Here is a 16,907-nt window from a genome sequence, read left to right on the forward strand (position 1 = left end):
CGTTTCGCTGCTGCGCTGACTGCGCCCACCCGGCGAATGACGGCGCCGATCGGGACCGTCGGATCAGGTCGCCGTCTCACGAGGGGTAGCTTCTCTTCGTCGAACGCGGATTCCGTACGCACTGTACCCGCCGAGGCCAACCGCAAGCAGTCCGACGATGACCTCGACCCAGAAGTCGAGACCTACCGCAATCTCGGCGATACTTACCGTGGTCCCGGTACCGAGCAGGAACGGTGATGCGACGAGCCAGAGGCCGAGAAGGACGACGAGGGCAGCGACACCCAAACTTCCGAACTCCTCGTTCGAGCGTTTGACGTAGTTGTACCCCCCCGCAGCGACCAACGTCGCGCCGACGAGCACGACGTTCCAGAACTGGCTCGCCACGAGTTCGAGGAGAGCTGCCTCGACCAGCAACGCACACCCAACCAAACTGACCACCGCCGAGATGACCGTCCCTCGTCGGTTCGGGTTGGGTTCGAACTCGGTCCTGTCGCGGCCGGTCAGCTCGTCATCACCGCGGTTGTCGTTCTCGCTCGTTCCGTCCTCCCGCCACGGCGTCGTCGGATTGTCCGTCCCGTCGTATTCGCTCATCGTTCGTGCGATCGAGGCCACGAGCGGAAGAATCCGTTGCCCGTCAATGCAGGGGCGTATCGGCCGCTATCGCAGGTCATCGGGACAGACCGGCGTGCCACTCGGCTCGAACGAACGGTTAGCGAACCACTGTGACGGGAACTGGCGAATTCCTGACGACGACTTCGGCGACGCTCCCCAGTAGAATCCGTGCGACGCCGGACCGTCCGTGGCTGCCGATCACGACGTGATCGATCGGTTCCGCCTCGGCGTACTCGAGGATTTCTTGCGCCGGCGTTCCCGTTCTCGATTCCGTCTCGACGTCGATCCCGCGCTCGGCAACGAGTGTTTCGGCCGTGTCGAGCCGGTCGGCGGCGTTGGCGAGTAACTCCCCGGCTTCGTCAGTCCCGGTGCCGTCGTCGGCCGTGTTCGGAATGTACGGGATGGAGGTGGGGTCGAGGATCGCCAGAACGACGAACTCACCGCGTGGAAACAGTTCGGTGGCGTACTCGAGGGCGTCGCGAGCTGGTTCCGAGTCATCGAACGGAACGAGGATCCGGGGTGACATGAGGACATGTTTTGCTATACGCGCGTCGACTTCAGTCTAATTCCGGCACAGTGTGACATCCTCCCCGCCGTAAACGGAGAGGAGGATGTCACAATTCGGTCACAGCGCGATAACGGGGCCGACGCCGAGCAGAACGAACCCGAGTGCGGTTTTCAACTTTTCGGGATCGATGATGTACGCGACCTGCCAGCCGACGACGACGCCCAGTAGCAGCGGAGCGCCGATGATGACTGCAAGCGATACGAGAACGTTCCCCTGCAGGAAGTATCCGGATGCTGCGAACGTCGCGATGAAGATCGACTGAACCTGCGCGACGGCGACGGCGAGCAGCATCGGCACGCCGACTAATACGAGCGCTGGCACGGCCAGTACCGGCCCGCCGATTCCCAAGAGACCGCTGCAGACGCCAAGGGTGAAGCCGAGTCCGAGAAGGATCAGTTGTCCGTCTCGAGTCAGGGGCTCGAGGTCGTAGATCGGGCTGAATCCGCGGCGCTCTCGATACAGGATGGTCGCGCCGACGGCCATCGCGACGCCACCGAGCAGGAATCCGAACAGTGATCGGGGAACGAACGTATTGACGTGCGCGCCGACCAGCGCACCGAGGATGCTCGCGACGCTGAGGATGACCGCGATCGCGCGGCTCTGGCCCGTGTTCATTTCCCCCGAGTGAATGTAGGCGACGCTGCCGACGAGCCCGGTGAAAACGAAGGTTGCGTGGGCAGTGCCGGCGACCTGACTCGATGGAATCGATGTCATCGAATACAGCGCGATCGTCACGAAGATTCCGCCGGGACCGATGGTCGTGATTCCGATGCCGGAGAAGAAGGCGATCGAAGCGAGTAACAGGACGAGCGAAAGACCAATGGATAGATCGAACATATCGCTGTAATCATCTGCGTCTCTGTTTCGTTCATTGTTACTCTTCCTTTCTGTGTCGTCACTCATCTGTCGGTGTTGGGTCGGCCGGCGACCGAGATCAGTACGGCAGTCCTCTCAGATCGAAGTCGCTTCTTCGCGTCTCTGCCTGCTCAGGCCGTTAGAGGAGGGCGACGATCGTCTCGTACAGTGACTGAACGGTCAGTAGGCTGCCGACTAGGAGAACGGTCCCAGCGGCGATGAACGCCACGTTCTCGTACCACTCGACGTCGTGAAACTTGTTTACGGCGCCGATGAGCGCGAAGACGGTTACCGGAAGCCCGATCGCGCCGTTGACGGCCGGCATGACGATCGCCATTTCCACAGGCCCGAAGCCTGTATAGGTGAGCATCGGCAGAGCAGTGACTGCTGCGAGCACGATCAACGCGACGACCGTGCGCCGGAAGGCGGTGTCGCCGAAGACCGTGTCCCGACCGAGTGCCTGTGGCACCATAAAGCCGGCACCGAATAACGTCCCGGTTGCCGAGGAAATGGAGGCCAGAAACGCGGCGAAGATGAACACCACGAGCGCGTAATCGCCGAGGATTCCCGCGAGTGGTTCTCCGGGTGTCGTCAACGTCATTGCTCCCGCAGAGAGGGTGACCGCCGAGACGATCATCACGAAACTGCCGATGACGAGCGTCGTCGCGATTCCGGCGGCGTTGTCCCGTCGGTATTCCCAGATGTCGGTCCACTCTTTGGTCGGCCGGATGCTCGACTGGATGAAGAAGTTCGGCCAGTAGACCGTCGTCCCAAGCAAAGCGATGATCGCAGTAAGGTACCCGATTTCGGTCTCGAGAAGCGGCTGCAAACCGGCGGCGACCGATTGCCACGGCACGTCGAGGCCGAGCAACAACAGACCGTAGGAACTGAACACGGCGAACACCATCGCCGCGATCGCTGCTTCGATTCGGTCGTACACCTTCATTTGTACGATGGCGATCCCGATTCCGGCCGCGAGGACGATGCCGACGAGAACGTTATCGATGCCGGGAACGAGCCAGGCCAGCGCCGCGCCGGCGACTGCGTAGTTCGAGACGGCCCACAGACCGGACATCAGCGAGATACCGATCAGTAGCATCGACCCGCCGATCGGGAGAGCGTCGACGATATAGTCGGCGAGCGGTTCATCCGCAACGGCGAGTCGCGCGCTCATATCGTGCAACGCGATGTCGACGAGGAACGCGAGGGGCAACACCCACAGCAGGGAGAACGCGTAGTTCGCACCCGTATCGGCCAGGATGTAGACCGATCCGGCACCAAAAACGTTTGCAGCGAACAGGACGCCGAGGCCGTAGTCGTAGAGAAGACCGTGGATCGCTTCGCCGCCGGGGACAGCGTCGGCGACTGCCGAGGCCGATGCGGACCGTTCGCTCACGAGAGTGCACCCCCGAACCCGTGCTCGAATCCGGCCGCGACTGTGGGATTAAAATATGTCGAGACGGAGACGGACTCGGGCCCATGTTTGGCTGCTGCGGGGAGTAATCCGAGCCCGCGTCGTCGAATTGTCTCGACTGCCGGTACGACGGACGCACATGCCGCGATACGATGATCGTGCATTTATGTGAGGGAAGAAGGGGTTGTCCCCGGTTGAGACCGCAACCGACCGGGGAGAGCGACGCAACCCGTGAACCGATTTACGGAATGCTGTACTACAATCAACGGCGAGGATTTGTTTGAGCACCAAGCTTGAGATGGCAAACGAGCGGCAGCTGCCGACCTGAGAGTGCCGACAGATCGTCGGTTAACGTGGACAGCCACGGACGTCGTTTAACTCCCGACGGCCTCGGTCGTCCTCGAGCGACGGACGAACCTAGACCTACTAATTCTCCGACCCAGAGCGACAACCAGCAGGGGCGCACGACGAAGCAGCCGACGTTGCCTCCAAAAGAAGGCCTTTAAATTATTATCCATTACCCAAGGTGAAGGTCGACGTGACCTGATTCAGCAATGCAAGGACAATCTCAGCAGCAGGCCTACGACCGAGGAAATACGATCTTCTCCCCGGACGGCCGGCTCTACCAGGTCGAATATGCCCGCGAGGCCGTCAAACGAGGGACCGCAAGCGTCGGTCTCCTCACGCCCGATGGCGTCGTCCTCGCAGCGAACCGTCAGGTTAGTTCGTCGCTCATGGAACGTTCGAGCGTCGAGAAAATTCACACCGTCGACGACCACATCGGTATCGCAAGCGCCGGCCACGTCGCCGACGCGCGCCAGTTGGTCGATCTCGCCCGCCGGCGCGCCCAGGGCGAACAACTCCGCTACGGCCAGCGCATCGGTGTCGAGACGTTGACTCGATCGATCACCGACCACATTCAGGAGTATACTCAGACTGGTGGCGCGCGCCCGTTCGGCGTTGCGTTGCTCGTCGGCGGTATCGAAAACGGCGAGCCTCGACTGTTCGAGACCGACCCTTCGGGGACGGACTACGAATGGCAAGCCGCGGCGGTCGGTGGTGACCGCGACGTCATTCAGGACTACCTGGAAGAAAACTATCGCACCGATTTCGACGTCGACGGAGGCATCGAACTTGCCGTAAGCGCGCTCAGCGCACCCACCGACGGAGTCGTCGCCGCAGAGGACGTCGACGTCGCGACGATTACGACCGACGACGAGTCGCTTCAATCGGTTTCGAACGACCGACTCGAGTCGATCCTCGCGGATGTCGACGAGGATGGGGCGGATGAATAACGGGAACGCGCCGTCGACGTCACACCGTCGCAACGAATCGTCGCCGTACGCACCGGAACTGGGGGACGTCCCCGCCGGTACTCGTACAGGTGACGATCACGGGGACACAGTCAATCGTACGGGGACGACTACCGTCGGTATCACGACCGACGACGGCGTCGTCGTCGCGACGGACATGCGCGCGAGTCTTGGTGGTCGGTTCGTCTCGAACAAGGACGTCCAGAAGGTCGAACAGATCCACCCAACGGCAGCAGTGACGCTCGTCGGCTCCGTCGGCGGTGCCCAGTCGTTCATTCGAACGCTGCGATCCGAAGTGAATCTCTACGAGTCCCGTCGTGGCGAGACGATGCCGATCGATGCAGTAGCAACGCTTGCGGGGAATTTCGCCCGTGGTGGTCCGTTCCGGGCGATCCATCCTATTCTCGGCGGCGTCGACGAAGCCGGGAGCCACGTTTACAGCATCGACCCCGCCGGCGGTGTGATGGCAGACGATTACACCGTCACCGGCAGCGGGATGCAACTGGCCTACGGTGTCCTCGAAAACGAGTACGAAGACGACCTCACACTTCCCGACGCGCGGTCGGCAGCAGTCCGCGCTGTCAAAAGCGCCGTCGAACGCGATACTGGCTCGGGCAACGGCGTTTTCCTCGCCGAAATCACCGGCGGCGGCGTCGACATCCAGGGCCACGAGTCGTTCGACGCGCTCCTGTAGTCGACGACCGCCTTTCCGAATGGGTAAGGAGAGTAATACGAGCGGACAGAACGTCAGCGATACAGTAAGTGCACGGCGAAACAGCGACCAGAGTGGAGTAGACGATCCTCACGGAATCCGATACTGGTCATAACCATCGGTTCGAGCAGGCGAAATGGACTGGCCATAACCATCAGTTCGAGCAGGCGAAATAGATGTTGGTTCGCGCTCGCGCGCGTACACGTGACTTTTATTAGTACCCGGGCGCTATCCGAAACCAGGTTTTACATGTCCCAGGAAAGCGAGTACGGCGCCGGTCAGATTCAGGTTCTCGAAGGCCTGGAGGCTGTACGAAAGCGACCGGCGATGTACATCGGCTCTACCGATTCTCGAGGTCTCCACCACCTCGTCTACGAAGTGGTTGATAACTCGATTGACGAGGCATTGGCCGGGCACTGCGACGACATCACCGTCACGATCCACGAGGATGCCTCGGTGAGTGTTGCCGACGACGGACGCGGCATTCCGGTCGATACCCACGAAGAGTACGACCGCCCTGCACTCGAGGTCATCCTCACAGTCCTCCACGCCGGCGGGAAGTTCGACAACAAATCGTATCAGGTTTCAGGCGGTCTTCACGGCGTCGGTGTTTCCGTTGTCAACGCTCTCTCCGAGCGTCTCGAAGCCGAGGTCAAACGCGACGGTGGCGTCTTTCACCACACGTTCGAAGCAGGTGAACCTGTCGGAGATATGGAACGCGTGCGCGACATGGAATCGGACGAGGAAACAGGTACTGAAATCCGATTCTGGTCCGATACTGATATCTTCGAAACGGATGAATTCTCGTTTTCGACCCTCTCCAACCGGCTTCGAGAACTCGCGTTCTTGAACTCCGGCGTCCGCATCACGCTCCGCGACGAGCGCCCGGATACGACCGACGAGGAAGGACCCGTCGCCGAGACCTACGAGTACGAAGGCGGCATCCGGGAGTTCGTCGAGTACCTGAACGAAACGCGCTCGGCGATGCACGACGACATCATCTACTTCGAGGACGAAGATCAGAACATCCAGATCGAAGTAGCGATGCAGGCCACTGAAGAACTGCAGGGATCGATCCATGCCTTCGCGAACAACATAAACACTCGCGAGGGAGGAACCCACTTGACCGGATTCAAGACCGCGCTGACACGGACCGTCAACGATTACGCCAACGAAAACGACCTACTCTCCGACCTCGAGGACAACCTCAAAGGTGAGGACATCCGCGAGGGACTCACGGCGGTCATTTCGGTCAAACACCCCGACCCGCAGTTCGAGGGCCAAACGAAGACGAAACTCGGCAACAGCGAAGTCCGCGGAATCGTCGAAAGCGCCATGCACGAGGGGCTTGGCACCTATTTCGAAGAACATCCCGACACCGCCCAGGCGATCGTGATGAAAGCCGTCGAGGCCGCAAAGGCCCGCATGGCCGCCCAGAAGGCCGAGGAACTGACACGCCGAAAGTCGGCCCTCGAGTCCACGTCGTTGCCCGGTAAACTCGCGGACTGCCAGACGAAAGATCCGGAAGAGGCCGAACTGTTCATCGCCGAGGGTGACTCCGCGGGCGGGAGCGCAAAACAGGCCAGAAACCCCGAGTTCCAGGCCGTCCTCCCGATCAAAGGGAAGATCCTGAACGTCGAGAAACATCGGCTCGATCGGATCCTCGAGAACGACGAGATCCGGAACATGATCACCGCGATCGGCGCGGGGATCGGCGACGAATTCGACGTCGACGACATCCGCTACAAGAAGATCATCATGGCGACCGACGCCGACGTCGACGGCGCTCACATACGAACGTTGCTTTTGACGTTCTTCTACCGGCACATGCGCCCGCTGCTCGAGGGCGGCTACGTGTACGCGACGCAGCCGCCGCTGTACCGCATCCGCTATCGCGGCGAAACCTACGACGCGATGACCGACGCCGAGCGCGACGAGATCGTCGCCGACAAGTGCGATGGAAACCCGTCGCAGGTCCAGCGGTTCAAGGGGCTCGGCGAGATGAACCCTGAACAGCTCTGGGAGACGACGATGAACCCCGACAACCGCATTCTCAAACAGATTACGGTCGAGGATGCCGCTGCAGCGGACAAGATGTTTTCAGTCCTGATGGGCGACGCCGTCGAACCCCGAAAACAGTTCATCAAAGATCACGCGCCGGAAGCGGAGTGGATCGACATATAGCGTATTAGAGGTGACTACATGAGTTCAGATGTACCCGACCCGACGGACGTAGAGGCAAGAGCGGTCGAAAACGTCCGTATCGAAGACGAGATGGAGCAAAGTTACATTGACTACGCGATGAGCGTCATCGCCGGTCGAGCCCTTCCGGACGTCCGCGACGGGCTCAAGCCCGTCCATCGGCGCATCCTGTATGCAATGCACGAGATGGGCGTCTCGAGCGGTTCGTCCCATCGGAAATCTTCCTCGATCGTCGGGGAAACGATGGGTGACTATCACCCACACGGTGACAGTGCGATCTACGACACCCTGGTCCGGATGGCACAGGACTTCTCGATGCGCTATCCCCTCGTAGACGGGCAGGGGAATTTCGGCTCGATGGACGGCGACCCAGCCGCCGCGCCCCGATACACGGAGGCTCGGATGGCTTCCGTCGCCGAGGAGTTGCTCGAGGACATCGAGAAGGATACGGTCGACTTCTCGTCGAACTACGACGACCGGCTACAGGAGCCGGACGTATTGCCGGCGGCCTTTCCGAACCTGCTCGTAAACGGTTCCTCGGGGATCGCGGTGGGGATGTCGACGAACATTCCGCCTCACAACCTCGGCGAGGTAATCGATGCGACGATCGAGTTGATCGACAATCCCGACGCGACCGTCGACGAGCTGATGAACCACGTGAAGGCGCCAGACTTCCCGACGGGTGCGAACATCGTCGGTCGGGACGCAATTTATTCCGCGTACAAGACCGGCCGCGGCCGCATTCGCGTCCGCGCCGAGTTCGAGGTCGAGGAGTGGAAATCCGGACGCGAACGGATCGTCGTCACCGAACTTCCGTACCAGGCAAACAAGGCCCGCCTCGTCGAGCGCATCGCCGAGGACGTCAACGAGGGCGAGATAGACGGCATCTCCGATCTCCGCGACGAGTCCGACCGCGATGGAGTCCGCATCGTCATCGAACTCAAGCGCGGAGCCAACGCCGAGGTCGTCAAGAACAAGTTGCTCGAGAATCACCTCGAGCGAACCTTCGGCGTCATCAACCTGTCTCTGGTCGACGGCCAGCCAAAGGTACTGTCGCTCAAAGAAACCCTAGAGGAATACGTCGCACACCGCCGCGAGGTCGTCCGTCGACGCAGCGAATACGACCTCGAGCAAGCCGAAGATCGAGCGCACATTCTGGAGGGGCGGCTCACGGCCGTCGAGAACGCCGAAGATGTCGTCGAACTCATCCGCAACAGCAAGGATCGGTCTGCCGCCAAAGCGGCGCTTCAGGAGAGCTACGACTTCTCCGAGGACCAGGCAACCCACATCGTCAGGATGCAACTGGGGAGTCTCACCTCGATGGAAGCCGCCGAGATCGAAGACGAGTACGAGGAGGTACAGGCCGAAATCGAGCGACTCACCGAAATATTAGAGAGCGAACAGGAATTGTTCGGAGTGATCAAGGATGAACTCCGTGACATCAAAGACGAGTACGCTGACGAACGCCGAACGTCGATCGTAGAGGACCAGGGGACGGTTACCCACGAGGACCTCATTCCAGAAGAGGAAGTGTTCGTAGTCATGACCGAAGACGACTACGTCAAGCGGATGCCGATCGACGAGTTCGATCCGCAGGGCCGCGGTGGCAAAGGCATCATCGGTGCGGACGTCAAAGAAGACGACCGCGTCGCAGCGGTGTTTCGAGCCAACACCCACGACTATCTGCTCTGCTTTACGAATCATGGTGAGGTCTACCGTCTCAAGACCTACGAGATCCCCGAAATGGGACGGACTGCACGCGGGAAGTCCGCAGTCAACATCCTCGATCTCGATCCCGGCGAGGACATCACAGCCATCGTCGACACCGACGCGTTCGGCGACGACGAGTACGTGACGATGGTCACCCGCAACGGCTACGTAAAGCGCACTGCTGGCGAAGAGTTCGACAACATCCTCTCGACGGGCATCATCGCCGCCGACCTCGAGGAGGGCGACGAACTCGTCGACGTCGAAGTGACCGACGGATCGAAGGATCTCGTCGTCGCGACCGAAGGCGGTATGACGATTCGCTTCGACGAGGACGAGGTTCGAGCGATGGGACGCAACGCCCGCGGTGTCAACGGCATCAAACTGCAAGACGGCGACGCAGTCGCCGGATTGGTTGCAACCGACGAAGCTGACGAACGCGCGCTGCTTACAGTTACGGAAAACGGCTACGGCAAGCGCACGTTACTCTCGGAATACCGGACGCAGTCACGATACGGCAAAGGGTTAATCGACATCAAGACCGGCGAGCGAAATAGCTCCGTAACCGCCGTGAAAGCGGTCGCAGCGAACGACCAGCTCGTGATGATGAGCGAACGCGGCCAGATCGTTCGGACGCGTGTCGACGAGATTTCGACCGTCGGTCGAAACACGATGGGTGTAATAGTCATGGAAGTCGGCGACGGTGACGCGGTCGCGAGTGTCGACGTGATTCCGGCCTCGGCAGCCGATGCGGGAGACGATACGGACGCGGCGACCTGACCGCGTCGACTACAATTTTCCCGCGGGAATGACGAACCACGCGAGTCTCGACGATCGTCCGTGGACGAATCAACGAAAGCAAGGGCGACCGCTGCAAAGAAATCGAGGAGAACGCGGGTAAATAGTGGGTCAGTGTGCCGGCTCTTCGGCGGGCGCAATCATGTCATCTATCCGCAAGATAAGGATGTTGTTCGTATCGTCTTTCCCATCGACGGAGCCTTCGATGACGAGTTTCGAAAGCGGCGTCGGACCGACCGTGACCGCGTCGTTTTCATGGATGTCGCTCAGGGTTCCCTGAATGTGGATCTCTGCGCGACAGAGTTCCGGATGATGGACGCTCGAGAGGTCGATTTCTTCGATGATGGTGTCGCTTACGGGTTCGCCTTCGTGTTGTAACGGGACCGCTGCTGGCTCGTCCATCTGCTGGATTTCGAGGGCCTCGTAGGCCGAGGCCGTTGGTTTGTAGCCGCCCTTTGGCCCGGGTACGCCTTCTACTAACTGCAGGGCTTTGAGGCTCTGCATCTGGTTTCGAATCGTTCCCGGATTGCGGTCGACCTGTTCGGCGATGTCCTCGCCTTTGATAGCATCTTCGGACTCCTTGTGGAGATTCGTCAGCGCGCGGAGTATTTTCTTCTGGCTCGGTGTGAGTTCGATTGATGACATAGTCATATATTGGTAGTTGCATTCCTTAAACCCGGTGGGTCACCAGGCGTTTCGCCGATATTGGGGGGATTGAATCGAGAGTGAGCCACTAGTCCTGTCCGGATCGTCGGAAGAGAGTACAGTTCGTCAAGATCAGGTCCGATCCGCTCGGACGGCTACTGTGACCTACGTTTCGAACGATGGATTCGCTTACGGTTTTGGCTCCGTCGGTTTCGCAACTCGAACGTGGTGAGCGACTGATTCCGGCAACGAAACGGGTTCGTCGGCTTCGCTCGAGCGAGCGGTCACCATTCCAAACGGCGCGATCTCGAGAATTTTGAGTTCGACACCGGGTTCGACGCCGTGCTCGGCGAGATACGAGAGAACCGCCGGATCGTGATCGGCGACTTCCGCCACCGTGACGTCGGCTCCCTCCTCGTATTCGATGATCGACTTGCTGTCGGGTCGTGACGGCGGCTCGAGATCGGCGCTTGGAATCGGTGATCCGTGTGGATCGACGGAGGGTTCGCCGAGCGCGGCGGCGACGCGGGCTTCGAAATCTTCGCTGATGTGGTGTTCGAGTCGATCCGCCTCTGCGTGGACTTCCGACCAGTCGTAATCGAGGTGCTCCGTCAGATAGGCTTCGAGCAGGCGGTGGTGGCGGACGATCTCGAGGGCGACGGTCTCACCCTCGTCGGTTAAGGTGACCCCGCGGTACTTCTCGCGGTCGACTAGTTCTCGTTCCTCGAGTTTGTCGAGCATGCTGGTAACCGTCGGCGACGTGACGTCCAGTTCATCTGCGATCTCGGAGGTCTTGATCCGATCGTCGGTCTCGCGCTGGAGCTGGTAGATGGCTTTGAGATAATCTTCCATCACGTCGCTCAGCATCATACTATCGCGGTTTAAGAGTCGTCTATCCCTAAAACTATCGCCAGCGCTGTACCGGGTTGACCGACGAGGTCGCGCCCGTTCACGGAATCGTCACGACCAAGCCCGTCTATGCCGAAGGACGCGTATGGATCGGACCGTCAGGATAATCGGTGCCCCAATGGACTACGGAGCGAACCGTCGCGGCGTCGATATGGGTCCGTCAGCGATCAGATATGCCGATCTTGCGGATGGGCTCGAGCAAGCAGGCGCTGTGCCCGTTGACGATGGCGACCTGTCGATGCCGCGGGCAGAAGAGCGCGATCCTGACGCTGACCAACCTAGCCGCGGAAACGCAAAATTCCTCAGGGAGATCGAAGACGTCTGTCGACTGCTGAGCGATCGGGTTGCATCGACGCTTGCAGACGGCGAATTTCCGCTCGTATTGGGCGGCGATCACTCGGTCGCGATCGGTTCATTGACCGGATCTGCAAGAGCAGCAGAGCTCGGCGTGCTCTGGTTCGACGCCCACGCGGACTGTAACACACCCGAAACCTCGCCGACCGGCAACGTTCACGGAATGCCGTTAGCTGCGGTCCTCGGTCGCGGTACGTTCGGCGATACGGAATGGGCGCCTGCGACCGGACTGTGCGAGTCGGCGATCGTCTACGTCGGCCTTCGGAGTATCGACGAACGCGAGCGCACGCTGATCCGCGATAGCGAGATGACCGCCTTTACTATGTCCGACATCGACCGACGAGGTATCTCGGCGGTGATCGAGGATGCTCTTACGATTGCGACCGACGGCACCGACGGCGTCCACGTTAGCCTCGACCTCGACTGGCTCGACCCCAGGACTGCTCCAGGAGTCGGCACTCCTGTCCGTGGCGGCGTCACCTATCGGGAAGCTCACGCTGCTCTCGAGGCGATTTCCCGGAGGGACGAAGCAGACGACATCCTCCGATCGATGGACGTCGTCGAAGTGAATCCGATTCTAGACGAGGGGAACGAAACGGCGACGTTGGCGTCAGAACTGACCGCGAGCACGTTTGGGAAACGTATTTTGTGAGCGCACGTTGTCGCTCTGGAATTTGTGAATATCACTGAATAAGGCTCTTGAGAACACAGAACACACGGACTCTCGTTCCAACACCTTTGTATCATAGTGATTCGCAGTGTGGTATATGAGTGAGAACGTTGTTGTACTCGGTGCCGGATATGCAGGCGCCGGTGCGGTCAATACACTTCAGGCGGAACTCGGTAGCAACGCCCGACTAACGTGGATCGCGGACGTCGACTATCATCTTGTTCTACACGAATCCCACCGCGTCATTCGGGACCCGGACGTCCGCTCGGACATCACTTTCTCCGTCGATCGCATCGCAGATCCATCGACACGGTTCATCCAGGACGAAGTCACCGGCCTCGACGTCGACGACCAGGTCGTCGAACTCGAGGAGGGTGAGGACGTCGAATACGATTACGTCCTCGTCGGTCTGGGCAGCCAAACCGCCTACTACGGGATTCCCGGCCTCGAGAAACACTCGCTGACGCTTAAAAGCCTCGACGATGCACTCGAGATCAACGAGGCTGTCACCGAGGCCAGTCAAAACGCGACTCGCGGTGACCCTGCACAGGTCGTCATCGGCGGCGCAGGACTCTCGGGTATCCAGGTAGCCGGGGAAATCGCCGAATTCCGCGACAACCACCGCGCCCCCATCGAAATTCACCTCGTCGAAGCGCTCGATGAAATCTTTCCCGGTAACGATCCGGAGATTCAGCAAGCACTGCGAGACCTGCTCGAGGAAGCCAACGTCACGATCCACACCGACGATCCGATCACTGAAGCGACCGACGACGCCATCGAATTCGATGTGGGTGAACCCCTCGAGTACGATGTCCTCGTCTGGACCGGCGGGATAACGGGCCGAGACGCACTCGACGACGTGGATCTCGAGAACGAACACAACCGAGTGAAGACCGAAGCGAATTTCCAGACATCCGACGACCGCGTGTTTGCGATCGGCGACTCGGCGATTATCGACCAGGGCGACCAGCCCGCCCCGCCGACGGCGCAGGCCGCCTGGCAGGCTGCAGAAGTGGTCGGCGAGAACATCGCCCGCGCTATCGAGAACCGTCCACTCCTGACCTGGGAATTGGAGGACAAGGGCACCGTCATCTCGGTCGGGGAGAAAGCTGTCGCCCACGATGTCAAGCCGGCGTTCGGAATCTCGCTTCCCGTCGATACGTTCGGGGGCTTCCCGGCGCAGAACTTGAAGAAGATGATCGCTGCCCGCTGGATCGCCGACATTACGTCCTGGAACGAAGCCCGGAAATCCTGGTCGTCGCTGTAGGATTTCCCTCATCATCCACGACGTTTTCGATGCACTTCGAATTCGCGTCCGAGGGGACACCGCAGCAGTTCTGTGTGGTTGCCCTGTCAAAGCCGAACCAGTGCTCATAGCGGTCGGCACCAGAGCGCCCGGCCCGCGTCGGCGAGTGCTCAAGCATCGCACCGAATTGTCGGTCAGTATTCGAATCCGAGGGGATCGTCCTGGTCGACGGGCGGAACGGCGCCTGCGTCTGCCGCTTCGTTGTAAATGCGCCCCCACAACGTAAACTGCATTTCCATCGCATATGCACACATCAGGGGGACGAGCACGATTAGGAGGGGCATTCCGATGACTGTTAAAAAGAGAATGGACGCGATGATCCCGAAAGCGATGTACAAAACGCTTCCGAATACGAAAAGTAGCAGTGCCCCCTTGAGATAATGCAACGAAAACGCAAAGGTGAGAACCCGTCGGTCGGAAAACGTTTTCCTGAGGCTTCCCGTCCCAATCATGACTGGTATGGTTGCATGAGCGACGTAGGAGATACCAACGAGAGCGAGCATTCCGGTCCCAAGAATCGGGAGCCAGAGCGGTGAAGACACGCCAACCGCACCGAGCGCGACGGCTATCAGTATGATCACAACGAGGAACGGAAGTGCCATCACGAGGCTACCGACTAGAATTAGAAGCCCATCCATCGTCATTTCTCCCCAGTCGTCGAACGGCGGTGGGTCATCGTCCCCCCGCGCTGCAGCGCGACCGACCCGATACGTATACCCACTACTGGTAAGTAATGGAACTACAAGCCAGAAGAAAAAGATGAAAGCAGAATTGAGTGCAAGCGGTTTCCCGTTTTTCCCGAGGGGAAACGAAAACGGAAAGCTGACTACGTCGTCCGTTCGTGTTCTCGAATTCGATGGATCAGTTGATCCTTGCCCCGACTCTTCTGAAATCGGGTTTTCGCACCGATCGGTTGACTCGCTGTCACACGTCTGGTCGAACGTATCGCCGTCGTCCCCCGGGTCGCCACTCGACCAGTCCGAGGTCACCTCCCCTTCCTCCCGGTTCGCTGCCAGTTCCGAGCCGCATTCTGGACAGAACATCGGCCCCCGTTCGACCTCCATTTCGCAGTCGTGACAGTACTGCATGTCACAGAAATCCGACCGATGGCCTTTATTTATCTATAGGGTTAAAATCATTTAATTATCGCCAACGTAGATACCATCGGATTAAATAACCCAGACGGACGGGTCCCCTGCTGTTACTCGGTGAACGGCGAACTATCTTCCTCACTGCTTTCGTCCCCCATCGGTACCGCCGGTACGCCCGCGACCGTCGCTCCGGACGGAACGTCACGGGTTACGAGCGAATTCGCCGCAACGCGCGCCTCCGCACCGATTTCGACTCCCGGTAGAATAATCGCCCCTGCTCCGATCATCGCTCGTTCGCCGACGACGACCTCGCCGGTTCGGTACTCGTCTTGGAGGAACTCGTGACAGAGGATCGTCGCGTCGTAACCGACAATAGCATTCGCTCGGACGGTGATGAGATCGGGCCAGAAGACGTCCGGCGTTGCCTCGAGTCCCCAGGAGACACCCTCACCGACGGTAACACCGATCCGGCGCAAAAGCCACCGTTTGAGCCGAAGGCTGGGAGAGATCCTCACGAGCCAGATGACGACGTAATTGAGCGCAACCCGGATCGGATTGCGAGCAGTTGTCCAGTGAGCCAGCGAGTTACCCGGCCCGGGTGTCGCGTGGCGCTCGACGCGCGCGTGGCGGGGCGTCGTTTCGTCGGACGATGTCACTGCCAATACTGTTGGAGCCATCGTTATATGAAACCGATCGATTTGGCATCGAGACGCGCAAGCACTGTTACTGCATGGAAGTCATCGTTGGAAGCGTTAGTCGGACCGTCGTCCCTCGCGGATCGTTGTCTTCGATCGCGATCGTCCCTTCGAGTTGGGAGAGGATCGTTTGCGTAATCCACAGGCCGACACCTTCCGAATGAGCCATCGGCGATTCGACCCCATCTTCGAAAACTGTCCGTTCGATGTCGGGTAATCCAGGGCCCGTATCGCTGACGTCGATCGTCACTTGCCCATCGTCGGTCTCCTGCATCATCACCTCCACGACAGGGTCGTCGGTGTCATCGTGTTCGATTGCGTTCTCTAGCAACTCGTCGATAGCCGTCTCTAGCCGTGGATCCGTTTCACGGACGATATCGGCGGCGATATCGGTCCGAATCGTCGCCTTCGGGTACCGATTGCGCGCCTTTCTGACGCGCAATTCGAGGAGTTGAGAGAGATCGATCTGTCGCAGCGTACTCGAGTCTTCGAGGACTGCGTCTCTGAGCAAATGAGTCTTTTCGCTCAGTTCGACGAGTCGGTCCGTTTGGGTCGTGATCGTCTCAACGCGTTCCGCCTGCTCGCCCTCGGCAGGGAAATCGTCGGCGAGAAGTTCTGCATTCCCCCGAATGATGTTACAGGTATTTCTCAAATTGTGACGAATAATTCGCTGGAGGATGCTCGTTTGCTGGAGTGCCCGGTCGAGTTGGTCGTTCGCTCGCTCGAGATCACGCTGGCTGTACGACACGAGCCCGTAGAGGACGATGGACGAACCAACGACGAATATCCACCCTTTGAGTACCTCTACAGAGATTGCAACACCAAGATTCGAGACGACCGCGTAAAGCAAAAAATCAGACGTGAGTATCCAGATCGTACCGACCACTGCATAGCTTACAGCAATGGCTAATGGTGATCGAGCGACCACCAATCTGTCAACCACGTTTGGTCACAGGTCTGACGGTCGAATCCGATACGTATCAAACTTCGGGCCACTTCGTAAGAACGACGCTGGAGACTGGATCGGTATGCGGCCGTTTCTGCGGAGGTTCCTCG

15 protein-coding genes are annotated in these 16,907 nt (G+C 59.6%); 6 read left to right on the forward strand and 9 right to left on the reverse strand.

Annotation, left to right across the window (positions count from 1 at the left end; all coding sequences use genetic code 11):
- Positions 1-63: 63 nt before the first annotated feature.
- The 4 genes from HYG82_RS24505 to HYG82_RS24520 all read right to left on the reverse strand — a co-directional run bounded on the left by HYG82_RS24505 (position 64) and on the right by HYG82_RS24520 (position 3,431).
- Positions 64-591, reverse strand: a complete 528-nt coding sequence (locus HYG82_RS24505; RefSeq protein ID WP_179259741.1) for a hypothetical protein — start codon at positions 589-591, stop codon at positions 64-66.
- Between the two features lie 118 nt (positions 592-709).
- A complete protein-coding gene (locus HYG82_RS24510) occupies positions 710-1,138 on the reverse strand; it encodes a universal stress protein (RefSeq protein ID WP_179259742.1) in 429 nt (142 codons plus the stop codon).
- A gap of 99 nt (positions 1,139-1,237) precedes the next feature.
- Entirely contained in the window at positions 1,238-2,017 is a 780-nt protein-coding gene (locus HYG82_RS24515; RefSeq protein ID WP_179259743.1) for a sulfite exporter TauE/SafE family protein, read from the reverse strand.
- Between the two features lie 157 nt (positions 2,018-2,174).
- On the reverse strand, positions 2,175-3,431 hold the full coding sequence (locus HYG82_RS24520; protein ID WP_179259744.1) for an NRAMP family divalent metal transporter: 1,257 nt from the start codon (positions 3,429-3,431) through the stop codon (positions 2,175-2,177).
- Positions 3,432-4,003: 572 nt separating this feature from the next.
- On the opposite strand from HYG82_RS24520, the gene psmA reads away from it, so the two are divergent.
- The 4 genes from psmA to gyrA all read left to right on the forward strand — a co-directional run bounded on the left by psmA (position 4,004) and on the right by gyrA (position 10,163).
- Positions 4,004-4,744, forward strand: a complete 741-nt coding sequence (gene psmA, locus HYG82_RS24525; RefSeq protein WP_179259745.1) for an archaeal proteasome endopeptidase complex subunit alpha — start codon at positions 4,004-4,006, stop codon at positions 4,742-4,744.
- Entirely contained in the window at positions 4,716-5,456 is a 741-nt protein-coding gene (psmB, locus tag HYG82_RS24530) for an archaeal proteasome endopeptidase complex subunit beta (RefSeq protein WP_179259746.1), read from the forward strand. Before psmA ends, psmB begins: the two co-directional genes overlap by 29 nt.
- Positions 5,457-5,723: 267 nt before the next feature.
- Positions 5,724-7,658, forward strand: coding sequence for a DNA topoisomerase (ATP-hydrolyzing) subunit B (gyrB, locus tag HYG82_RS24535; RefSeq protein ID WP_179259747.1), 1,935 nt, complete (start codon positions 5,724-5,726; stop codon positions 7,656-7,658).
- Between the two features lie 18 nt (positions 7,659-7,676).
- A complete protein-coding gene (gene gyrA / locus HYG82_RS24540; protein ID WP_179259748.1) occupies positions 7,677-10,163 on the forward strand; it encodes a DNA gyrase subunit A in 2,487 nt (828 codons plus the stop codon).
- Between the two features lie 129 nt (positions 10,164-10,292).
- Here the strand turns inward: gyrA and HYG82_RS24545 are convergent, their stop codons facing one another.
- Both HYG82_RS24545 and HYG82_RS24550 read right to left on the reverse strand, forming a co-directional pair.
- Positions 10,293-10,826, reverse strand: a complete 534-nt coding sequence (locus HYG82_RS24545; protein ID WP_179259749.1) for an Rrf2 family transcriptional regulator — start codon at positions 10,824-10,826, stop codon at positions 10,293-10,295.
- A 189-nt stretch (positions 10,827-11,015) separates the two neighbouring features.
- Positions 11,016-11,696, reverse strand: coding sequence for a metal-dependent transcriptional regulator (locus HYG82_RS24550; protein WP_179259750.1), 681 nt, complete (start codon positions 11,694-11,696; stop codon positions 11,016-11,018).
- Between the two features lie 124 nt (positions 11,697-11,820).
- Between HYG82_RS24550 and rocF the strand changes: the two genes are divergently transcribed.
- Positions 11,821-12,741: an arginase gene (gene rocF / locus HYG82_RS24555; protein ID WP_179259751.1), complete on the forward strand. Its 921-nt coding sequence runs from the start codon at positions 11,821-11,823 to the stop codon at positions 12,739-12,741.
- Positions 12,742-12,856: 115 nt separating this feature from the next.
- Complete coding sequence (locus HYG82_RS24560) at positions 12,857-14,026, forward strand: NAD(P)/FAD-dependent oxidoreductase (RefSeq protein WP_179259752.1); 1,170 nt, start codon at positions 12,857-12,859, stop codon at positions 14,024-14,026.
- A gap of 173 nt (positions 14,027-14,199) precedes the next feature.
- Here the strand turns inward: HYG82_RS24560 and HYG82_RS24565 are convergent, their stop codons facing one another.
- The 3 genes from HYG82_RS24565 to HYG82_RS24575 form a co-directional block, all read right to left on the reverse strand.
- On the reverse strand, positions 14,200-15,153 hold the full coding sequence (locus HYG82_RS24565) for a DUF4013 domain-containing protein (protein ID WP_179259753.1): 954 nt from the start codon (positions 15,151-15,153) through the stop codon (positions 14,200-14,202).
- A gap of 113 nt (positions 15,154-15,266) precedes the next feature.
- Positions 15,267-15,812, reverse strand: coding sequence for an acyltransferase (locus tag HYG82_RS24570; RefSeq protein WP_179259754.1), 546 nt, complete (start codon positions 15,810-15,812; stop codon positions 15,267-15,269).
- A gap of 67 nt (positions 15,813-15,879) precedes the next feature.
- Complete coding sequence (locus HYG82_RS24575) at positions 15,880-16,737, reverse strand: sensor histidine kinase (protein WP_179259755.1); 858 nt, start codon at positions 16,735-16,737, stop codon at positions 15,880-15,882.
- Between the last annotated feature and the right edge of the window lie 170 nt (positions 16,738-16,907).

Origin of the sequence: Natrinema halophilum (assembly GCF_013402815.2) — an archaeon.
GTDB lineage: Archaea > Halobacteriota > Halobacteria > Halobacteriales > Natrialbaceae > Natrinema > Natrinema halophilum.

What these genes read in the sequence shown, in the direction of transcription:
- HYG82_RS24505 (WP_179259741.1), bottom strand. Translation starts at nt 591, where the DNA reads ATGAGCGAATACGACGGGACGGACAATCCGACGACGCCGTGGCGGGAG.
- HYG82_RS24510 (WP_179259742.1), bottom strand. Translation starts at nt 1,138, where the DNA reads ATGTCACCCCGGATCCTCGTTCCGTTCGATGACTCGGAACCAGCTCGC.
- HYG82_RS24515 (WP_179259743.1), bottom strand. Translation starts at nt 2,017, where the DNA reads ATGTTCGATCTATCCATTGGTCTTTCGCTCGTCCTGTTACTCGCTTCG.
- psmA (WP_179259745.1), top strand. Translation starts at nt 4,004, where the DNA reads ATGCAAGGACAATCTCAGCAGCAGGCCTACGACCGAGGAAATACGATC.
- psmB (WP_179259746.1), top strand. Translation starts at nt 4,716, where the DNA reads ATGTCGACGAGGATGGGGCGGATGAATAACGGGAACGCGCCGTCGACG.
- gyrB (WP_179259747.1), top strand. Translation starts at nt 5,724, where the DNA reads ATGTCCCAGGAAAGCGAGTACGGCGCCGGTCAGATTCAGGTTCTCGAA.
- gyrA (WP_179259748.1), top strand. Translation starts at nt 7,677, where the DNA reads ATGAGTTCAGATGTACCCGACCCGACGGACGTAGAGGCAAGAGCGGTC.
- HYG82_RS24545 (WP_179259749.1), bottom strand. Translation starts at nt 10,826, where the DNA reads ATGTCATCAATCGAACTCACACCGAGCCAGAAGAAAATACTCCGCGCG.
- HYG82_RS24550 (WP_179259750.1), bottom strand. Translation starts at nt 11,696, where the DNA reads ATGATGCTGAGCGACGTGATGGAAGATTATCTCAAAGCCATCTACCAG.
- rocF (WP_179259751.1), top strand. Translation starts at nt 11,821, where the DNA reads ATGGATCGGACCGTCAGGATAATCGGTGCCCCAATGGACTACGGAGCG.
- HYG82_RS24560 (WP_179259752.1), top strand. Translation starts at nt 12,857, where the DNA reads ATGAGTGAGAACGTTGTTGTACTCGGTGCCGGATATGCAGGCGCCGGT.
- HYG82_RS24565 (WP_179259753.1), bottom strand. Translation starts at nt 15,153, where the DNA reads ATGCAGTACTGTCACGACTGCGAAATGGAGGTCGAACGGGGGCCGATG.